Here is a 16,971-nt window from a genome sequence, read left to right as displayed (position 1 = left end):
CGTCACTTTTTCAGTCGGCAGTCGGCAGTGGTCAGTCGTCAATCGACAGTTGATAGTCGAAAAGTCGAAAGTCGAAAGTTGAAAGCCAAAAAGTTAATTGGTTAGATTGATTTGATGGGTTTGATTGATTCGATTGAAGCACCAGGAGCGAAGCGACGCCAAATTCCAAATTCCAACTTCTAACTTCCAGGTGATGATTGCCTGCCCCGTGAAATGAGCGCAGCGTATTTCACAGGGGATTGCCTGCCCTGTGAAATGGGGCGGGGCAGTGACGCGTAACGTGTGACGAGTAACAAGTGGTTTTTGTGGGATAATTTTTATTTTATGTATTATTTATTAGTATAACTTAGTTAATTGTATAAAATAGTTTGGAACAATCACTTGAAATCAAAAACAGGACTATCGGCCTGATCCAATATCTTTCCCGTCAACAAAAGCCTGTCCCCTAAACCCACTCGTCACGCGTTACTTGTTACGCGTCACTTTTTCAGTCGAAAGTGGACAGTCGGCAGTGGACAGTGACGCGGAGATTGGAGGGATTGATTCGATTGATTCGATTGATTCGATTGGACCACTTGTCACGCGTCACGCGTTACTCGTCACTTTTTCAGTCGACAGTCGGAACCCCTGAGCCCCTGAACCCATGAGCCCTTGAACTCATGAACCCTTGAACCAACTATCAGGAGCGAAGCGACGCCAACTTCCAACTTCTAACTTCCAACTTCCAACTTCCAACTTCTTATAAATGATTGGGATTTTTTTCCTAACCGGAATCAGGATATAAGAGAGAGGGAATATATGATTTCGATTAGGTAGCGCCCCCCACCCCGGGGGGTAAAATACAGCGAAATGCAACACAATGCAAGATAATATTATAATTCATATATATCATGGGGTTGATTTTTCATCGATCTACATAATAGGACTACATACAATTTTTATAGCCATACATGAAGTCTAGGTTTGTGCTTCATCCCTCCCACTGAACTAAAATCCGGATTATTTCCCTTTTTTTTCTCATAGACTCAGGATCGGGACTGATTTACCATCCAATCATCCAACCTTCCATTTGATCTATTTTTTCGTTAATTTTTCTTTTAAACAACTGGAGATAGAACATGAATCACGGAATCAAACTGAGTCAACACATCTTCTGGATTGGAGTCAACGACCGGCGGACACATCTTTTTGAAAATTTATGGCCATTGGATAAAGGAATATCATACAATGCTTACCTCATTCGGGATAAAAAGAATGTCCTGATTGATACTGTAGAAATCGGCCATGTGGAATCATATTTTGATGCTATAGATGAAATTCTGGAATCAGGAGAAAATGTAGATTATCTGGTCATCAATCACATGGAGCCGGATCATTCAGGGGCTCTGAAACTGATCACGCAACGATATCCGGACATCACCCTGGTGGGAAACAAGAACACTTTCAAATTTGTCCGGGGGTTTTTCGGTGATTTTAAGCGTATTCTTGAAGTGGTAGAAGGTGATACTTTGGATCTGGGAGATCACTCCCTGACATTTGTCATGACGCCCATGCTTCATTGGCCTGAAACCATGATGACTCTGGAAACAAAGAACCAAATTCTCTTTACCGGCGATGTGTTCGGAAGTTTCGGTACTTTGGACGGTGTGCTTTTTGATGATGAAGTGAACCTTGACGACTGGGAGCCGGAACAACGGAGATATTATTCAAATATCGTCGGAAAATATGTCAAACAAACCCAGAGAGCTCTTGAAAAATTGAAAACTGTAAATGTCAGGATGTTTGCACCGACACATGGTCTCATCTGGCGCCAGCATCCTGATCATATTGTCAACTTGTATGACCGCTGGTCCCGGCTTGACGGGGATCCGGGAGTTGTCATTGCCTACGGGTCCATGTACGGCCGGACGGAACGGATGGCAGAATATATTGCCCGGGAGCTTATCCTGGCCGGGATCCGGCATGTAAAAGTCTATGATGCCTCAAAAACCCATCTTTCCTATATCCTGAGTGACATCTGGAAATACAGGGGACTCATTATTGGAAGTCCTGCATACAATAACAGACTTTTTCCCACAATAGAAGCCCTAACAATTAAATTGGAGCAGTTACACATAAAAAACCGTCTTTTAGGCCTATTTGGGACAGCCACCTGGAGTGGCGGCGGTGTGAAAAACCTGATCCGTTTTGCTGAAACGACCGGATTAGAGATGGTCCACCCCCCCCATGAAGCCAAATACCGGCCTCTTGAAAAAGACTACGAAATATGCCGGGACATTGCTGGAAGAATGGCTACAAGAGTGAAGAATGATGAATGATACATTCATTGACCCACTAAACCCAATTCATAATTAATAAATTTAATTCATCATTTATCATTTATCATTCATCATTATAAGAAAGGCGCCTGATCAGGCGCCTTTTTTCATATGTTGTAATACCGAACTCTCAACTCATAACTCCGACTCAGTACTCATCGCTCAACACTCTCAACTCTTAAAATGAATAATCAAATCCCACGCCCACGTTGAAAGTTGTTTTTTTATAGGTTTCGGTATAGGTTTCGGTAGTTTTTTCGTCTTCATCATAGAATGTATTCAAGATACCGGCATTGACCATAAGTTTCGGACTCACTTTATAGCCAAAACCACCGGCCAGTGTGCTGGAAGGCAGGCTATAGCTGAGATCGGTCTGATATTCGGGAGTTACATTCTGGTCTCCATAAGAATATCCGGCACTGATAAGGAGTTTATCAGACAGGTCATATTCAAAAGCAACGCCAAATTCAATCCCGTTGTCAATTTTCTCTTCTTTGCCATCCCAGTTTACACCTTCGTTGAAATAATAGTTGAAGTTCGCGTCGGCACGAAGTTTGGGCATTACTTGATAGGCCACACCCATGGCCAGTATGGCCGGGATATCGGCATGGGTTTCTACACCGTCTGCAAACATTCCGGAGCCATCCACTTCTGTGTCATTTTCAAGAGTCAACTCGGTTTTCATTTCATAACGCAAGGCAATATCGAGTCCTTCAAAAGGAGTGACAAAGACACTGAAAATGGGACTGAAGCCCGTGGCATCCTGGGCAGCATCCACTTCTACATCGGCGGTTTTGTTTACTAAGTTAGAATAAACACCACTATATGATGCCTGAACCTGTTCAACTGTGTATCCTGTAGGATCTATCCCAAGTTGCTGTAATCCACCTTCGAGTGACGATACTTGTTCTGCTGTCAACTGTCCGGCTGCTTGTAGCTGAGAAAGGGTCAATCCACCGGCTCCTCCATCAATAAAAGACTGAAGGTTAGAAGCAGTATTAATTAAAGTTAATGCTGTGGTTGATTGTTCAGGTTCAATCCAATTAACACCATCTTCTGTCACCATAATATCTTTCAGATATCCGTCATAGGTATTTTTCGCCACGACAACCCGGCCTCCGACAGCCAGGGAGATCATATCACTCAGCTTGTAGGTTAAACCGGCCTGGCCGGAATAATAAACAGAAGAACCTTCAAATTCCGTATCCAGTTTATAGCCCTGGACACCCAATTGGGGAACCAGTCCTGAGACAGGCATTTCAAAGGACGGGAGGCCGTCTTCATAAACGGCACTTCCGCCTCCGCCTATAGGTTCAAAACCGCCGGATATAGCAATTTTTCCGCTTTTGTAGGCAAAATAAAGATTTGGAAACAGGGGAGCAAAAACATCCCCGACAAATTCATCATTGTTCAATGTAGGCAGGTTATTAATGACAGTCTTGGTCTGCCAGATCATCTGGTTACTTACATGAAGATAAAGCCCGTCATCCAATCTGGACAAACCGGCAGGATTGTAGTAGACCGCGTCCAGGTCGGTGGAAGCATTTCTGTTCAATGTCCGGGTGTACTGGGCACTTTGATTCGTGTTCGTCACAATCCCTCCGGCGAAAGCCGTAACGGAAACCAGACATAAAACAACAACGATCAGCAAGTTTAGTGTTTTCAAGATTCCCTCCTTGTTTGTGTTACACTTGTATTTTGCTTTTTGTGAAATTACCAGAATCATGCATATATTTGCAAGTCATTTTATACAATACTTAACACTATCCATTTCAATATGATTGCAGGATAAAATTTTTTATTTTAAACTTTGAACAGGACAAAGGAGAAATCATGAACAACAGACCCTTACAGAGGCCCCGTCAGAACCGAATGATAGCCGGCGTGTTGGCAGGACTGGCAGACTGGTTAGGCTGGGATGTCACTGCGCTGCGGATTGCATTCGTTGTTATTTCCCTCTTATCATCTGTTTTTCCCGGAATCCTTGTTTATGTGGTTCTGTGGATTTTGATGCCTGAAGAACAATAACACATCTATTCTAAACCCGTTTATATATTCGGGAAAGGTAATCCCCGCGTCCCCTCCCCTATCAGACTTGCTTCAAGACTGCTGTTTATTTCAGATTTCTGAAGGTGGGGGTTGTTCATACAAACTTTTTCTAAAAATATCCGACAGGAGGAATTATGAAAAATAAACCCTACCGATTTGAAACATTACAGCTTCATGCGGGGCATACACCTGATTCGGTAACTCATTCCCGGGCTGTCCCCATCTATCAGACTTCCTCCTATACTTTTAAAGATACACAGCATGGAGCAGATCTTTTCGAGCTGAAAGAATTTGGCAATATCTACACACGTATCATGAACCCTACGACCGATGTTTTTGAAAAGCGCATGGCAGCCCTTGAAGGGGGAACTGCTTCAGTCGCTACGGCCTCTGGAATGTCCGCCCAATTCCTGGCTCTCATCACCCTTCTGGAGGCAGGAGATTCCATAGTTTCCTCACCTTATTTATACGGTGGAACCTATATCCAGTTTAAAATTGCCTTGAAACGATTAGGCATAAGGGTTCACTTTGCTGAAAATGATTCACCGGAAGCTATGTCCCATTTGATAGACAAGACAACAAAAGCCCTTTACACGGAAACCATCGGAAATCCTGAATTCAGTATTCCCGACTTTGAAGGACTCTCTGCCCTTGCCCAGGCACACCAAATCCCCCTGATTGTTGATAATACTTTTGGAGCCGGTGGGTATTACTGCCGACCCCTGGTACACGGTGCAAATATTGTTACAGCATCAGCTACCAAATGGATCGGAGGTCATGGGACATCCATCGGAGGAATATTGATTGATGGAGGAAATTTTAACTGGGATAACGGACGTTATCCCCTCTTTTCAGAACCTTCCGAAGGATATCACGGACTGAATTTTTGGGATACATTCGGTGAAAAAAGTCCACATGGCAATATTGCGTTTGCCATCCGTGCACGGGTAGAAGGACTCAGGGATATGGGCCCTGCCCTCTCTCCTTTCAATGCCTTTCTTCTGCTGCAGGGTTTGGAAACGTTAAGTTTGCGGGCACAACGACATGCCGATAATGCCCTGACAGTGGCAAAATGGTTATTAAAGCACCGGAAAATTGAATCTGTCAATTATCCCGGACTGCCGGATAATCCTTACCATTCACTGGCGAAAAAGTATCTGGAACACGGATATGGGGGTGTGTTGACATTCCGTATCAAAGGGGGTAAGAATAAGGCGTCTGAGTTGATCCATCATTTGGATCTGATCAGTCACCTGGCAAACGTGGGTGATGCCAAAACCCTTATCATTCACCCGGCCAGTACAACCCATCAGCAAATGACAGAATCAGAACAGCGGGCCGGTGGAATTTATCCCAATATGCTCCGACTTTCGGTGGGTATTGAACATATTGATGACATCCTGGAGGATTTGGACCAGGCCCTGACAAAAATTTAAAGGAGACCGCTATGCCTGTGAATGTCCCCGATAAACTCCCAGCTATTCACACACTCCGGAAAGAGAATATATTTGTCATGACGGAAAGCCGGGCAACTCACCAGGATATCCGGCCATTACGACTTTTGGTTTTAAATCTAATGCCTTTAAAAATTGTGACGGAAACCGATCTCATCCGAATGCTTTCCAATACTCCCCTTCAAGTAGAGCTGGAACTCCTCCACATGTCCACCCATATATCTAAAAATACTCCCCGTGAACATCTGGAACAATTTTACCACACCTTTGGGGATATCCGGGAGCACCGCTATGACGGTATGATCATTACAGGAGCCCCTGTCGAAACCCTTCCCTTTGAAGAAGTCACATACTGGCGGGAGCTTCAATCTATTATGGACTGGACAACTGATCATGTGACCTCCACACTCTATCTTTGCTGGGCAGCTCAGGCCGGTCTCCATCATTTTTATGGGATTCCCAAATATCCCCTGGAAAAAAAGTGTTTCGGAATATTTCCTCATACCGTCCTCCCAAAAACCACACCCCTTTTTCATGGATTCGATGATTGTTTCATGATGCCCCATAGTCGCCATACTGAAATCCGGAAAGAGGACATTTTATCTGTCCCAAACCTTAAAATCCTCGCCATTTCTCCTGAAGCCGGTCTCGGTATTATTGCCACAAAAAACGGCAAACAGATTTTTATTACAGGACATCCTGAATACAGTGCAAATACTTTAAAAAAGGAGTATGAGCGGGACAAAGCCGCCGGGCTTCCCATCGAAATCCCAAAAAACTATTTCCCGGAGGACAATCCATCCAACCACCCCCGGATCTCCTGGCGGGCACATGCCAGCCTGCTTTTTTCAAACTGGCTGAACTATTATGTGTACCAGGAAACGCCTTATGTGTGGAAATAACGGAAGTTGACAGTCGGCAGTGATGAGGGGATTGGGGAGATTGGGGGATTGGATGATTGGACCCCTTGTCACGCGTAACGAGTCACAAGTGGTTTTTGTGGGGTAACTATTGTTTAATGTGATGAATTTTAGTGTGTGTTAGTTAATTGTGTAAAATGGGAATTTGCTTTGAAATCGCATAAAGATTTGGATGTTTGGAAAAGAAGTATTGCATGAGTGACAGAGATATTCAGGATTACGAAAGCATTTCCAGATGACGAAAAATATGGAATAATCCATCAAATGCGGTGATCTGCGGTTTCTATTCCATCTAACATTGCTGAAGGCTCTGCACGTAATTCTTGTAAAAAATTATCTATTTTTTATATGTTGCCCCGGGCAGTATTTCGGAACTGGAGACACAACTCATCATCCCACATCATCTCGAATATATTTCGGAAGAATTATTAAAAACATTTCAAAAAGAAATCCTTGAAATCAAAAACAGGACTATCGGCCTGATCCGATACCTTTCTCGTCAATAAATGCCTCTCCCTCAAACCCACTTGTCACGCGTTACTTGTCACGCGTCACTTTTTCAGTCGGCAGTAGATGGTCGAAAGTCAAAAGTCGAAAGTCAAAAGTCGAAAGTCGAAAGTAGGAACCTGTACCACCACCCCCCTGAACCCATGAACCAACTATCAGGAGCGCAGCGACGCTAACTTCCAACTTCCAACTTCTATGAGATAATTGCCTGCCCCGTGAAAAGGGACCCAATTTATTGGGATATTTCAGGGGGGGGTTGGTACTTCGTTGCACGCAGTGCTATAGGATTCAAGCGGCACTTCGTGCCGTTCAATTGCTTCACTGCGTTCAGCATTCCAGCACTGCATCGCAGTGTTCAAAAAAGAAGTCCGGTCACCTATTGAAATCTGCAAAGCTGGGATTGAAGATCGAACGAAGTGAGATCCTTGAACGCTGCGCAGCAGCGTTTGAAAGCCGCGCAGCGGCGTTAAATAATTCAAGCGGCACTTCGTGCCGTTCAATTGCTTCACTGCGTTCAGCATTCCAGCACTGCTTCGCAGTGTTCAATAAAGAAGTCCGGACACCTATTGAAATCTGCAAAGCTGGAATTGAAGATCGAACGAAGTGAGATCCTTGAACGCTGAGCAGCAGCGTTTGAAAGCCGCGCAGCGGCTATTGAACACCGAACGCAGTGAGGTGCTTGAATCCCTTGCCACTCGTCACGTGTTACTTGTCACGCGTCACTTTTTCAGTCGACAGTCGGAACCCCTGAACTCATGAACCCTTAATCTTATCAACGACAGAATCGTAAACAGCTCGTATATCGGCAATGGAAAAGGGTTTTTCCAGGAAGGCTATCGGTTTGACTTTCATTGCTTTTTCCCGGACGTGAGGTGTGGCAAAACCGGTCATGAAACAAATTTCCGGCCCGTTCAGTTGACGGATTAATTCTGCGGCTTCGATACCATCCATCTCTCCAGCCAGACGGATATCCATAAAAATCAATCCGGGCTTTTTTTCGCTGTACACGTTGACGGCATCTTCCCCTTTGGCAACAGGTGGCAAAACCTCCCCGTTAAAATCCTCAAGATCCATACACAAACTTTTTGCTGTCAGAATTTCGTCTTCAACTACCATTATTTTCATAGCATTCCTTTAAATTCGTGGGTAATAAAGGGTTTCCGTAAATGTAAAACGGAATAATAATCCGTTTTTGTTTTCTATTTCCATTTTTCCCATGAGTTGTTGTTCCACCAGAGCCCGGACCGTTTCAAGGCCGAGTTTGCTGTCTTTTTTCAGATCAAATCCCTCAGGAAGACCTATCCCATTGTCTGAATATAACAAAATCAGGGTTTTCTCTCCAACTTTAATATGAATATCAATCCGCCCTTCTTTTCGATCAATAAAAGCATATTTCAGAGAATTGGTAACCAACTCGTTCAAGATGAGTCCCAAAGGCATAGCCACATCGATAAGCACAGGGATATCATCTCCACTCAGCAATATGTCAATATCTTTATCCGGGATATCGTACGTTTCTTTAATCAGTTCCACCAGGCTGTGATAATAACCTTTCAGATTAATTTTTGATAAATCCCCCGATTCGTAAAGTTTTTTATGAACCAGGGCCATGGAGGATATCTTCGTTTCCAAATCCCGAAAAATATCTTTTAGAGTTTCATCTTTAAAATGGCGGGTCCTGAGATGCATGAACGCGGCAATCACCTGCATGTTATTTTTTGTACGGTGATATAGTTCCCGGAGGAGTATTTCCTTTTCTTTCAGACTTTGTTTGATCTGTTCTTCGGCTTTCTTTTGCTCCGAAATGTCAATAAAGCTTTCCAATAGATAATGTTTTCCCTGAAGGGTGATTGTTGTAACACTCTTTTGAATCGGAATTTTTTGTCCGTCCCGGGTAAATAAAACTTGTTCGGATGTGTTTGATGTTTCATTCAAATCAAGGATCGGACACTGATTTATCCGGTCCGGGCATAAGATATCATGACATGTTTTACCGATAATATCAGCTTCCTGTTCATACCTGCACAATTCGGTAGCCCGGCGGTTTGACCGATATATTTTTTTATCAAATCCAATAATCATAATTCCGAAAGCTACTGAATCCAGAATATCCTGAAGATTTTCTTTGGATTCCTGGAGTTCCCGGGTACGCAGGGCAACTTGTTTCCGGAGCAGATTTACCCACAGAACGGCACTCAAAATAAGGATAATAAGTGGAATTGTAATATAGCTGATATAGCGAAGAACCTTGTTCCAATCCGTGGAAGTTCCGGGATATACCCCCAGCCATTTTTTATAAATGTCCCGGTATTCCCCGCTTTTCTCAATAATGGTGAGACCTTCACTGAAAAGATTCATGATCTCCTGGTTGTTCTGTTGTACGGCAAAACAGTATTCCAGGGTGGCAAAAGGATGTTGTCCGACAGACAAATCTTTCCAATTGTTTTTTACGATCAAATACAAAACGGTCTGCCGTGCTACCAGGGCACAATCCACCTCACCCCGTAAGAGTGCCGAAAGGCATTCTTCCTGGTTATTATAGATTTTAATCTGATCTTTCAACCCATTTTCTAAGGCGAACTCATGCATGATATCTCCATCTTCCACTGCGGTCACAAAAGCCTTCAGATCCGCCACAGTTTGGGGAGGTTTCCCTGCTTCTTTTCGGACCACCGTTACATAGTGACTCATGGCATGGGGTTGCGTAAAATCAAAAAGAAGATCCCGTTCATGTGAATAAAACATTCCCTCAATGAGGTCAATATTACCTTTGAGCAATCCATCCCGGATTTCTGTCCATGGAGCCAGTTGGATTGCCACATCCAGATCCATTTCTCTGGCGATGGCACGGATAAGATCCACATTGAATCCGCTGGGATTTCCCTCTTCATCCAGAAATTCATAGGGCGGGAAATGGGAATCCCCACCAACGATTATTTCCCGGTGCCCGGGTAATTCCAGGGATGAAAACCACCGGGCATGAAGATAGCGATATGTTCCATCGGCAATCACGAGGGATAATCCCTCATTTAATAAAGCCAGGGTTTCCCGGTCTCCCTCCTGGACGGCAAAACAAAAGTCCTGCCTGAACCCGTATATCGGCTTAGCAACAACCCGGAGATTTTTCAATCCCAATTCCTGGATCAGCCGCAACCCTACATTGCGCTGAACAACCACCGCATCATATTTCTTTTCAGATAGCCCTAACAAGGCATCTTTAAATGTCCGGGTGGTTTTGAGAACCAATCCCTGCTCCTCGCGACGGAGAAACTCTTCGGCATTATCCCCTTTCATCACGGCGACTTTCCGTCCACGAAGATCGCTCAGATCTTCAACATCCCGGGTTTCTTCGTGAACAATAATCGCACCGTGCATGGACAGATAGGGAAAGGTAAAATCAAAAATCTCTTCCCGTTCCGGTGTACGGCCCACTAATGGGAGAGCATCTACCTCTCCGTTTTCCAGCCATCCTTTCACATCTTCCCAGGGGCCTACACGAAACGTGACATCCCGTCCCATGACTTTCAGGGCCGCCTGCATCAGCTCCACAGAAAAACCGGTGGCATGACTGTCTGCATCAACAAAGCAGTACGGAGGATAATCATACTCACAACCGGATATGACAGGAATTGTCTCCGTTCCCCAGGGATATTCAGCTGTAAGAGGAGTGATTAATAATAAGACACTTAAAATATAGAACAGTTCTTTAAAATTACAATTTAACCCGATCGGGATAGTATAAGAAATTGCCTTTTTGAGATATCTGTTCATGTTCTTTCCCTACCGTTAGCAGAACATTTAAAATCTACTTGGAAGGGTACAAATCTTATCCTATGTCCTGGTCCGTTTGAAAATGATGGTTAATTAATTTTTTGAATATAAGGAAAATGATGGATGTAAAGCAAGATGCAAAATTTAAGCAATCATCTCAGAGGTCCGGTTCGCTTTGCGGCGACTCTCGACTCTTAACTCTTAACTCGTTTTTGATAATGGATTGAATCTCCCCACTCGTCATAGGCAATGTGATTCCCTGCAAGTCCAACCCGCATTTCCAGGCAGCTTTTACAATCTTCAGGATTCTCGTCTGTGCAGGGTTTGTTGTGATACAGGTGATAATCATCCCTGAACTCACCGGGAGTGATGTTGGGCATGATAACATTGGCACCGATTTTAATTGCTTTTTCCCGTCCAAGTTTATGGATGGCTTGCAGGGCTGTTGCCGCAGCAATATTTACATCCTTCATAAGAATCCGGAGAGCCGCCACCATTTTTAACGCCAGTTCAAATCGTTTCTGCTGGGGCAATAAAAGATTCCGAAAAGCATAGAGTGGGGTATCTTCATGTTCCAGATAGGGACCCATTCCGATCATATCCAAATCAAAGGCTTGCATCCAGAGAAGATCCTCTGCAAGACTTTCATAGCTTTGGAATGGCAGGCCAATCATCACCCCGCTTCCGGTCTGATATCCCAGATCTTTCAAATCATACAGGCATTTTAACCGTTCTTCAAAATTGTGAAGTGAATCGTTGGGATGGAGTTTTGAATACAAGTCCCTGTTTGATGTTTCTATCCGAAGCAAATAGCGGGCTGCCCCGTGTTCAAACCATTTCCGGTAGGTGTCCCGGGATTGTTCCCCGCAGGATAAGGTTACCCGAAGTTTTCCACCGGATAATTTATCCATACCATCCAGAAGCCGGGTAATCCGCCGGGTAAAAACAGAACTTTTCTGCTCACCTGATTGGAGGACCACAGAACCGAAATGATTTTCATAGGCAAATTGGGCTGCTTTAAGGATTTCTTCATCAGCAATATCATAACGATGGACCTTCGTGTTCGATTTACGGATTCCGCAATAGAGACAATCTTTCCGGCAAATATTGGAGAATTCAATCAGTCCCCGAAAATATACTTTGTTTTGGACATACTGTTCTTTTACCGCCATGGATTTTTTAAACAGGCGGTCCATCTCCGGTCCTTCAGCTTTCAGCATGGACACGAGATCTTCTTTTGTAGGTATCTCTTTTTCCAGAATGGATTCAATCATGAAATAGGGTTTCTCATATTTTTTCTTTCGGGAATTTAAGGACAAATCGGCTTTGGGGAGAATGAAGAATGAAGAATGATGAATGATGAATGATGAGCCTCCTCCGAAAACCCCATTAAAAAATACGGTTATAATTGTATAAATACGGGGGTTTTCGGATAAATCGAGGGATTGGATTGGAAAAAGCCATAAAAATTAGCCAGATGGCGACCGATTGAGGAAAAAATGAAAAAGCAAGGGGTGGATGGGACTGTGTTTTGAACCTTTTGTGCACATAATGCTGCTTTTTGCTCTTCAAACGGCTTTTTTGGACGTACGTATCCCGCGATTCGTTTGATGTTTACCGCCATCGCCCGGCAATAAGCCCACATCTGCTGTTTCTGCTTTCGACGGTAGGGTGTTTTATTATTCAGAAGTCCATAAGCAAAATGACCAATCGTGGCTTCCACGTTATTACGGATCTGCAGTTCTCTTTCAGGACGGGATATCAGTTTTTGACGTTGCAAAGCAGTGTATATGGCCAGACTGCTAAAGTATTTCCGGCCGGAGTCTGTTCGGATATAATATCGTGCTTCTTCCGAGTCTTGATACGTCTCTGCTTTATGAAGTTCATACACGCTCCCGCTCTCGCGGTCCACGGCAACATACCCTTCGTGTGTTTCATGGATCAGATATCGGGGCTCACTTCCTTTGATTCCGGTCACCACAAAATCAAGGTCTCTTTCTTCCGAGTACCGGCTGTTACTTTCGCTGTAATAAGCCCCGTCAGCATGCACATGTTCTACCCTTTGACCCGTGACTCTTTCACTGCCTTCCACCGCCTCTTTATAAAAACGGGCCTCCCCGCAACTGGCGGCCTCTATCCGGATATCCGTGATTAAATGCAAGTCCTCTCCACAGGTCTCTGTCACATTCGCATGATACCCCTTCACCTTCTTTCCTGACTTGCCCCGATAGGTGCAGTCCGGATCATGGGGCGATTGAACACTATCCGGGGGGATTTTCTCCTTCGGGCGTAAGATAATCTTCTCCTCTTCATTCACCTCATATTGGTTCTCAAAGACCCGCTTCAATACCCGGAATGATTCCTCCTTTTTTCCCTTATAATGACGGATGACCATATAAAGTAATTCACCTAAACGCACTAGGCGTTCATTGACTTCATCACGGTTATGACGATAGACAACCTTCTCTGCCTCTTCTCCCAACAAACGACTGATCTCTGTCCGATACCGCGTCTGTAGAAAACGCTTATCACTCTTGGTTAGCCCCCGATAAAACATCTCAAAACTCTTGTGGACCAACTCATAACGACTGTACCAGCCTATATTGCTCCCCAGTAATTTGCTGTCCATCCGGATACGCCGTCCATCCACCTTGAATTCACGAACTTGTGCTTCCGTTATCTGGGAAAAAGTCTCTTCCAGCAATTCCTCGCCCGTCTCTTTACCATGCTCATAGATCCGCTTTCGGAATAAGTAATAGGTGGAGGGAACCGGGATATCTTCCGTGAGCGTGTCGATTCCGATGGCGCGACGGACCAAAACATTAAACTCAAACTGCTCAAATAACTGACTGTCGCTCCAGCGAAACAGCTCTTTGATAATCATCATGGATACCAACTGTTTTACTGGGGCATTCGGTGCGCCCATCCGCGCATCAAACAATATCCGGTAAGGCGTCTCGTCAATGACATCATAGACCATGCACCGGAATTGATTGTGCCATCGCGTCTCATCACGGTATTTCTTCAGCTTCTTCTTGTTCCATTCTAACAGGTTCTCTACATCACCAAACAACTCTACCGGCCGACTGGACTCTGTCTCTTTGAACATCTTTGCCTCTTAAAATATTGCTCATATTTTACAATATTTTATCAACAATATCAAGTTATATTACTGATTATCAAAGACTTATAGACTATTTGACGCCTGTCATAACGCCTGTACCCGAGCATGGCTGTCGACTTTTCGGAGTGGGATCAATGATGAATGATGAATGATGAATTATGAATTGGGTGTGTGAGGAGGAGATGTTTTCAGGGGGATTTTTGCGGCGAAGGGAATGGCGGCCAGAGCCATGATATTCGCGATGATATAGGCGGATTCAAGTCCCCAAAGGTCTGCAAGCCATCCGATAAGAAAAGTGGCCAGGGCACTGAGGACAAAATTCATGGTCATATAGAGTCCGTTAATAAAAGCCGGCCGGTTATGGGGGATATCATGGACCATGGCCAGGGTAACGGGGCCAAAAGCAAAGAGAAAAAATCCAGTCAAAAGGAGGACCGGCAAAACCCATATCCCTTTTGCCAGAATAAAGAGAGCCATGAGGATGGGATTCACACTGGTAATTAAAATCAAGGTTTTGCGTCGGCCGAAATAATCAGAGAAAGTCCCGGCGATAAAAGTCCCTGCTGCACCTGCAAACTGGAGCACCGAAAGACCGGCTCCGGCAAAAAAGAGGCTTGCTCCCCGGGTTTTCAAAAAGGTCGGTAAAAAGATAGTCAGGGCACTTTTCATAGAGGATCGGAAGAAAAACATGGCTCCCATCATGGCCAGGAAAGGGATGATTTGTTTCACATCCTCCCGGATATGGGGCATGGAGTCAGATTGTGTTTCATTTCGGGCATGGAGATCCACAGAATGGAGCTCATACCACAGCAAAACCGTCACCACCAGGGCAAAGCCTGTCAAACGCCAGCTTCCGGCAAATCCCCACAGGCTAATAGCACCCAAAATCGTCAAAGGTCCCAGGGTCCGTGCCAATTCTCCACCAAACATATAAAAACTCATTCCCATCCCGTTCCGTTTCCCGGCAAGGCGTCGGATCATCACCGGGGCGGGAACATGAAAAACCGTTGAACTCACACCACTGACAAAGAGCAAAATCGCCAGGACGCCATAACTTGGAGCCAAACCGATAAGACTCATGCTTATAGCTGTCACCAAAGGGGCAAAAATAATAAAATATTTTACCGGTAAACGATCTATGGCCAGCCCGACAAAAGGATTTAAAAGGGATGGAATCCGTTGTATGACAGATAAAAGCCCCGCCAACGCATAGGAAATTCCCAGATTTTCAATAATCAACGGTAAAACAGGCGCTAAAAAGGAAGAATATGTATCATGCAGCATGTGGGAAAGAGACAAAACCATGACTCTTAAACCCTGAAAACCATCTTGTTTTGCCTTTTGAATCATGGGTAAATTTAACCATAATCTATTGGGACTCAAAGTGCCAGAAGTTGAAAGTCAAGTCTTGATTTTCGATACTCGATACACATATCTCACACCTCGCCTCTTATAGCAAAACATAATCTTTCTGAACTCCCCCAATTTTCCTTATATTTGTTCTTATTTCAATAGAAAGGAACCTCCATGTTATCCGAGATGAAAGAGATTGCAAAGCAAAAGTTAAAAGCCCGAAAATCTGAATTTTTTAGTGAATATCCCGATGTTTTCAACAAAATGTACAATTTTACACGGGCCAAAACGGCCAAAGCGTTACGGTATTATCCTTATTTTCTGAAAATTCAGGAATCTGATACAACAGAGGTTGTTATAGAGGGAAAAAAAGTATTGATGCTGGGATCCAACAATTATCTGGGACTTACAAAGCATCCGGAAATTGCAGAAGCGGGCATCGAAGCCATTCGCAGATATGGGTCCGGCTTGACGGGAAGCCGATTTTTAAATGGGAACTTGGTTCTTCATGATGAACTGGAAGTTAAATTGGCACGGTTTGTAGGCAAAGAGGCTGCTTTGGTATTTTCAACCGGTTTCGGTGTTAATTTAGGCGTCATTGCCACCACGGTAGGACCTGGAGACCTTTTGTTCAGTGATGAACTCAATCATGCTTCCATTGTGGATGGTTCCCGTTTTTCCCGGGCAGAGATTATCCGCTTTAAGCATAACAACATGAAAGATCTTGAAAATAAGATTTCTGCTGCAGATAAAACAAAAGGACGTTTTATCGTCGTGGATGGAATCTTTTCTATGGAAGGGGATATTATTAATCTGCCGGAACTTGTGCAGATCGCCCGTAAATACGGGGCCCGCCTGATGGTGGATGATGCTCACTCCCTGGGGGTATTGGGTCCTAAAGGAAACGGGACAGCCGCTCACTTTGGATTGACGGATCAGGTGGATATGATTATGGGAACATTCAGTAAATCTCTGGCCTGTGTGGGAGGATTTGTCGCAGCAGAAGAACCGGTTATCGATTATCTGAAGCATCATACCCGGACCATGATATTTACAGCCGCATTACCCCCCTCGAATGTGGCAATGGTCTCCAAAGCCCTGGATATCATTGAAAAAGAACCCTGGCGCCGGAAAAAAGTCCTGGAAAATGCCGCCTATATTCAGAAGAATTTAAAAAAAATGGGATTCAATATCGGAATGAGCACAACACCGGTCGTTCCTGTGATCATCGGTGAAGAGATGAAAACCTTTCGGGTGTGGAAAGACCTTTTTGAAGAAGGGGTCTATACGAATCCAGTGATCCCGCCTGCTGTTCCGGAAAACCGGTGCCTCTTACGAACCAGCTACATGGCGACTCATATACAATCACAGCTCAATTTTTGCCTGGATAAATTTTATAAAGTGGGAAAAAAGCACGGGATTATTACTTGAGTGACGAGTGATGAGTGACGAGTGACGAGGTGCGAGGGGTGTGT

12 protein-coding genes are annotated in these 16,971 nt (G+C 44.3%); 6 read left to right on the top strand and 6 right to left on the bottom strand.

The features are described 5' to 3' along the window. Positions 1-1,118 precede the first annotated feature (1,118 nt). Positions 1,119-2,318, top strand: coding sequence for an FprA family A-type flavoprotein (locus tag strainIA91_RS04365; protein ID WP_400167912.1), 1,200 nt, complete (start codon positions 1,119-1,121; stop codon positions 2,316-2,318). A 178-nt stretch (positions 2,319-2,496) separates the two neighbouring features. Here the strand turns inward: strainIA91_RS04365 and strainIA91_RS04360 are convergent, their stop codons facing one another. After that, on the bottom strand, positions 2,497-3,984 hold the full coding sequence (locus strainIA91_RS04360) for an OmpP1/FadL family transporter (protein ID WP_400167911.1): 1,488 nt from the start codon (positions 3,982-3,984) through the stop codon (positions 2,497-2,499). 167 nt (positions 3,985-4,151) lie between these two features. Between strainIA91_RS04360 and strainIA91_RS04355 the strand changes: the two genes are divergently transcribed. From strainIA91_RS04355 to strainIA91_RS04340, 4 genes are all read left to right on the top strand, one after another. Then, positions 4,152-4,346 carry a PspC domain-containing protein gene (locus strainIA91_RS04355; RefSeq protein ID WP_400167910.1) on the top strand — a complete coding sequence of 65 codons (195 nt, stop codon included), beginning with the start codon at positions 4,152-4,154 and terminating at the stop codon, positions 4,344-4,346. 155 nt (positions 4,347-4,501) lie between these two features. Beyond that, positions 4,502-5,803 carry an O-acetylhomoserine aminocarboxypropyltransferase/cysteine synthase family protein gene (locus tag strainIA91_RS04350; RefSeq protein WP_400167909.1) on the top strand — a complete coding sequence of 434 codons (1,302 nt, stop codon included), beginning with the start codon at positions 4,502-4,504 and terminating at the stop codon, positions 5,801-5,803. Positions 5,804-5,814: 11 nt separating this feature from the next. Beyond that, positions 5,815-6,723 (top strand): homoserine O-succinyltransferase, encoded by a 909-nt coding sequence (metA, locus tag strainIA91_RS04345; RefSeq protein ID WP_400167908.1) that lies wholly within the window; start codon positions 5,815-5,817, stop codon positions 6,721-6,723. Between the two features lie 350 nt (positions 6,724-7,073). After that, positions 7,074-7,247 carry a four helix bundle protein gene (locus tag strainIA91_RS04340; protein WP_400168234.1) on the top strand — a complete coding sequence of 58 codons (174 nt, stop codon included), beginning with the start codon at positions 7,074-7,076 and terminating at the stop codon, positions 7,245-7,247. 754 nt (positions 7,248-8,001) lie between these two features. Here the strand turns inward: strainIA91_RS04340 and strainIA91_RS04335 are convergent. The 5 genes from strainIA91_RS04335 to strainIA91_RS04315 form a co-directional block, all read right to left on the bottom strand. Further along, on the bottom strand, positions 8,002-8,373 hold the full coding sequence (locus strainIA91_RS04335) for a response regulator (RefSeq protein WP_400167907.1): 372 nt from the start codon (positions 8,371-8,373) through the stop codon (positions 8,002-8,004). Positions 8,374-8,382: 9 nt separating this feature from the next. Further along, entirely contained in the window at positions 8,383-11,019 is a 2,637-nt protein-coding gene (locus strainIA91_RS04330) for a transporter substrate-binding domain-containing protein (protein WP_400167906.1), read from the bottom strand. Between the two features lie 194 nt (positions 11,020-11,213). Continuing rightward, positions 11,214-12,293: a [FeFe] hydrogenase H-cluster radical SAM maturase HydE gene (hydE, locus tag strainIA91_RS04325; RefSeq protein WP_400167905.1), complete on the bottom strand. Its 1,080-nt coding sequence runs from the start codon at positions 12,291-12,293 to the stop codon at positions 11,214-11,216. Between the two features lie 128 nt (positions 12,294-12,421). Then, the gene (locus strainIA91_RS04320) at positions 12,422-14,128 is read right to left on the bottom strand and encodes a transposase (RefSeq protein WP_400165908.1); all 1,707 of its coding nucleotides are present in this window, start codon (positions 14,126-14,128) and stop codon (positions 12,422-12,424) included. Positions 14,129-14,299: 171 nt separating this feature from the next. Then, complete coding sequence (locus tag strainIA91_RS04315; RefSeq protein WP_400167904.1) at positions 14,300-15,493, bottom strand: MFS transporter; 1,194 nt, start codon at positions 15,491-15,493, stop codon at positions 14,300-14,302. Positions 15,494-15,670: 177 nt separating this feature from the next. On the opposite strand from strainIA91_RS04315, the gene strainIA91_RS04310 reads away from it, so the two are divergent. Next, positions 15,671-16,927 (top strand): aminotransferase class I/II-fold pyridoxal phosphate-dependent enzyme, encoded by a 1,257-nt coding sequence (locus strainIA91_RS04310; protein WP_400167903.1) that lies wholly within the window; start codon positions 15,671-15,673, stop codon positions 16,925-16,927. Positions 16,928-16,971: the final 44 nt, after the last annotated feature.

The sequence above is a fragment of the Candidatus Neomarinimicrobiota bacterium genome (genome assembly GCA_041154365.1).
GTDB classification, from domain to species: Bacteria; Fidelibacterota; Fidelibacteria; order Fidelibacterales; family Fidelibacteraceae; genus Fidelibacter; species Fidelibacter multiformis.
Note: the sequence above shows the minus strand (reverse complement) of the source record. Positions and strands in the feature narration are given on the sequence as shown.

Bases quoted from the DNA above. Each gene is read 5' to 3' on its own strand.
- strainIA91_RS04365 (WP_400167912.1), top strand. From the start codon at position 1,119: ATGAATCACGGAATCAAACTGAGTCAACACATCTTCTGGATTGGAGTC.
- strainIA91_RS04355 (WP_400167910.1), top strand. From the start codon at position 4,152: ATGAACAACAGACCCTTACAGAGGCCCCGTCAGAACCGAATGATAGCC.
- strainIA91_RS04350 (WP_400167909.1), top strand. From the start codon at position 4,502: ATGAAAAATAAACCCTACCGATTTGAAACATTACAGCTTCATGCGGGG.
- metA (WP_400167908.1), top strand. From the start codon at position 5,815: ATGCCTGTGAATGTCCCCGATAAACTCCCAGCTATTCACACACTCCGG.
- strainIA91_RS04335 (WP_400167907.1), bottom strand. From the start codon at position 8,373: ATGAAAATAATGGTAGTTGAAGACGAAATTCTGACAGCAAAAAGTTTG.
- strainIA91_RS04330 (WP_400167906.1), bottom strand. From the start codon at position 11,019: ATGAACAGATATCTCAAAAAGGCAATTTCTTATACTATCCCGATCGGG.
- hydE (WP_400167905.1), bottom strand. From the start codon at position 12,293: ATGATTGAATCCATTCTGGAAAAAGAGATACCTACAAAAGAAGATCTC.
- strainIA91_RS04320 (WP_400165908.1), bottom strand. From the start codon at position 14,128: ATGTTCAAAGAGACAGAGTCCAGTCGGCCGGTAGAGTTGTTTGGTGAT.
- strainIA91_RS04315 (WP_400167904.1), bottom strand. From the start codon at position 15,493: ATGATTCAAAAGGCAAAACAAGATGGTTTTCAGGGTTTAAGAGTCATG.
- strainIA91_RS04310 (WP_400167903.1), top strand. From the start codon at position 15,671: ATGTTATCCGAGATGAAAGAGATTGCAAAGCAAAAGTTAAAAGCCCGA.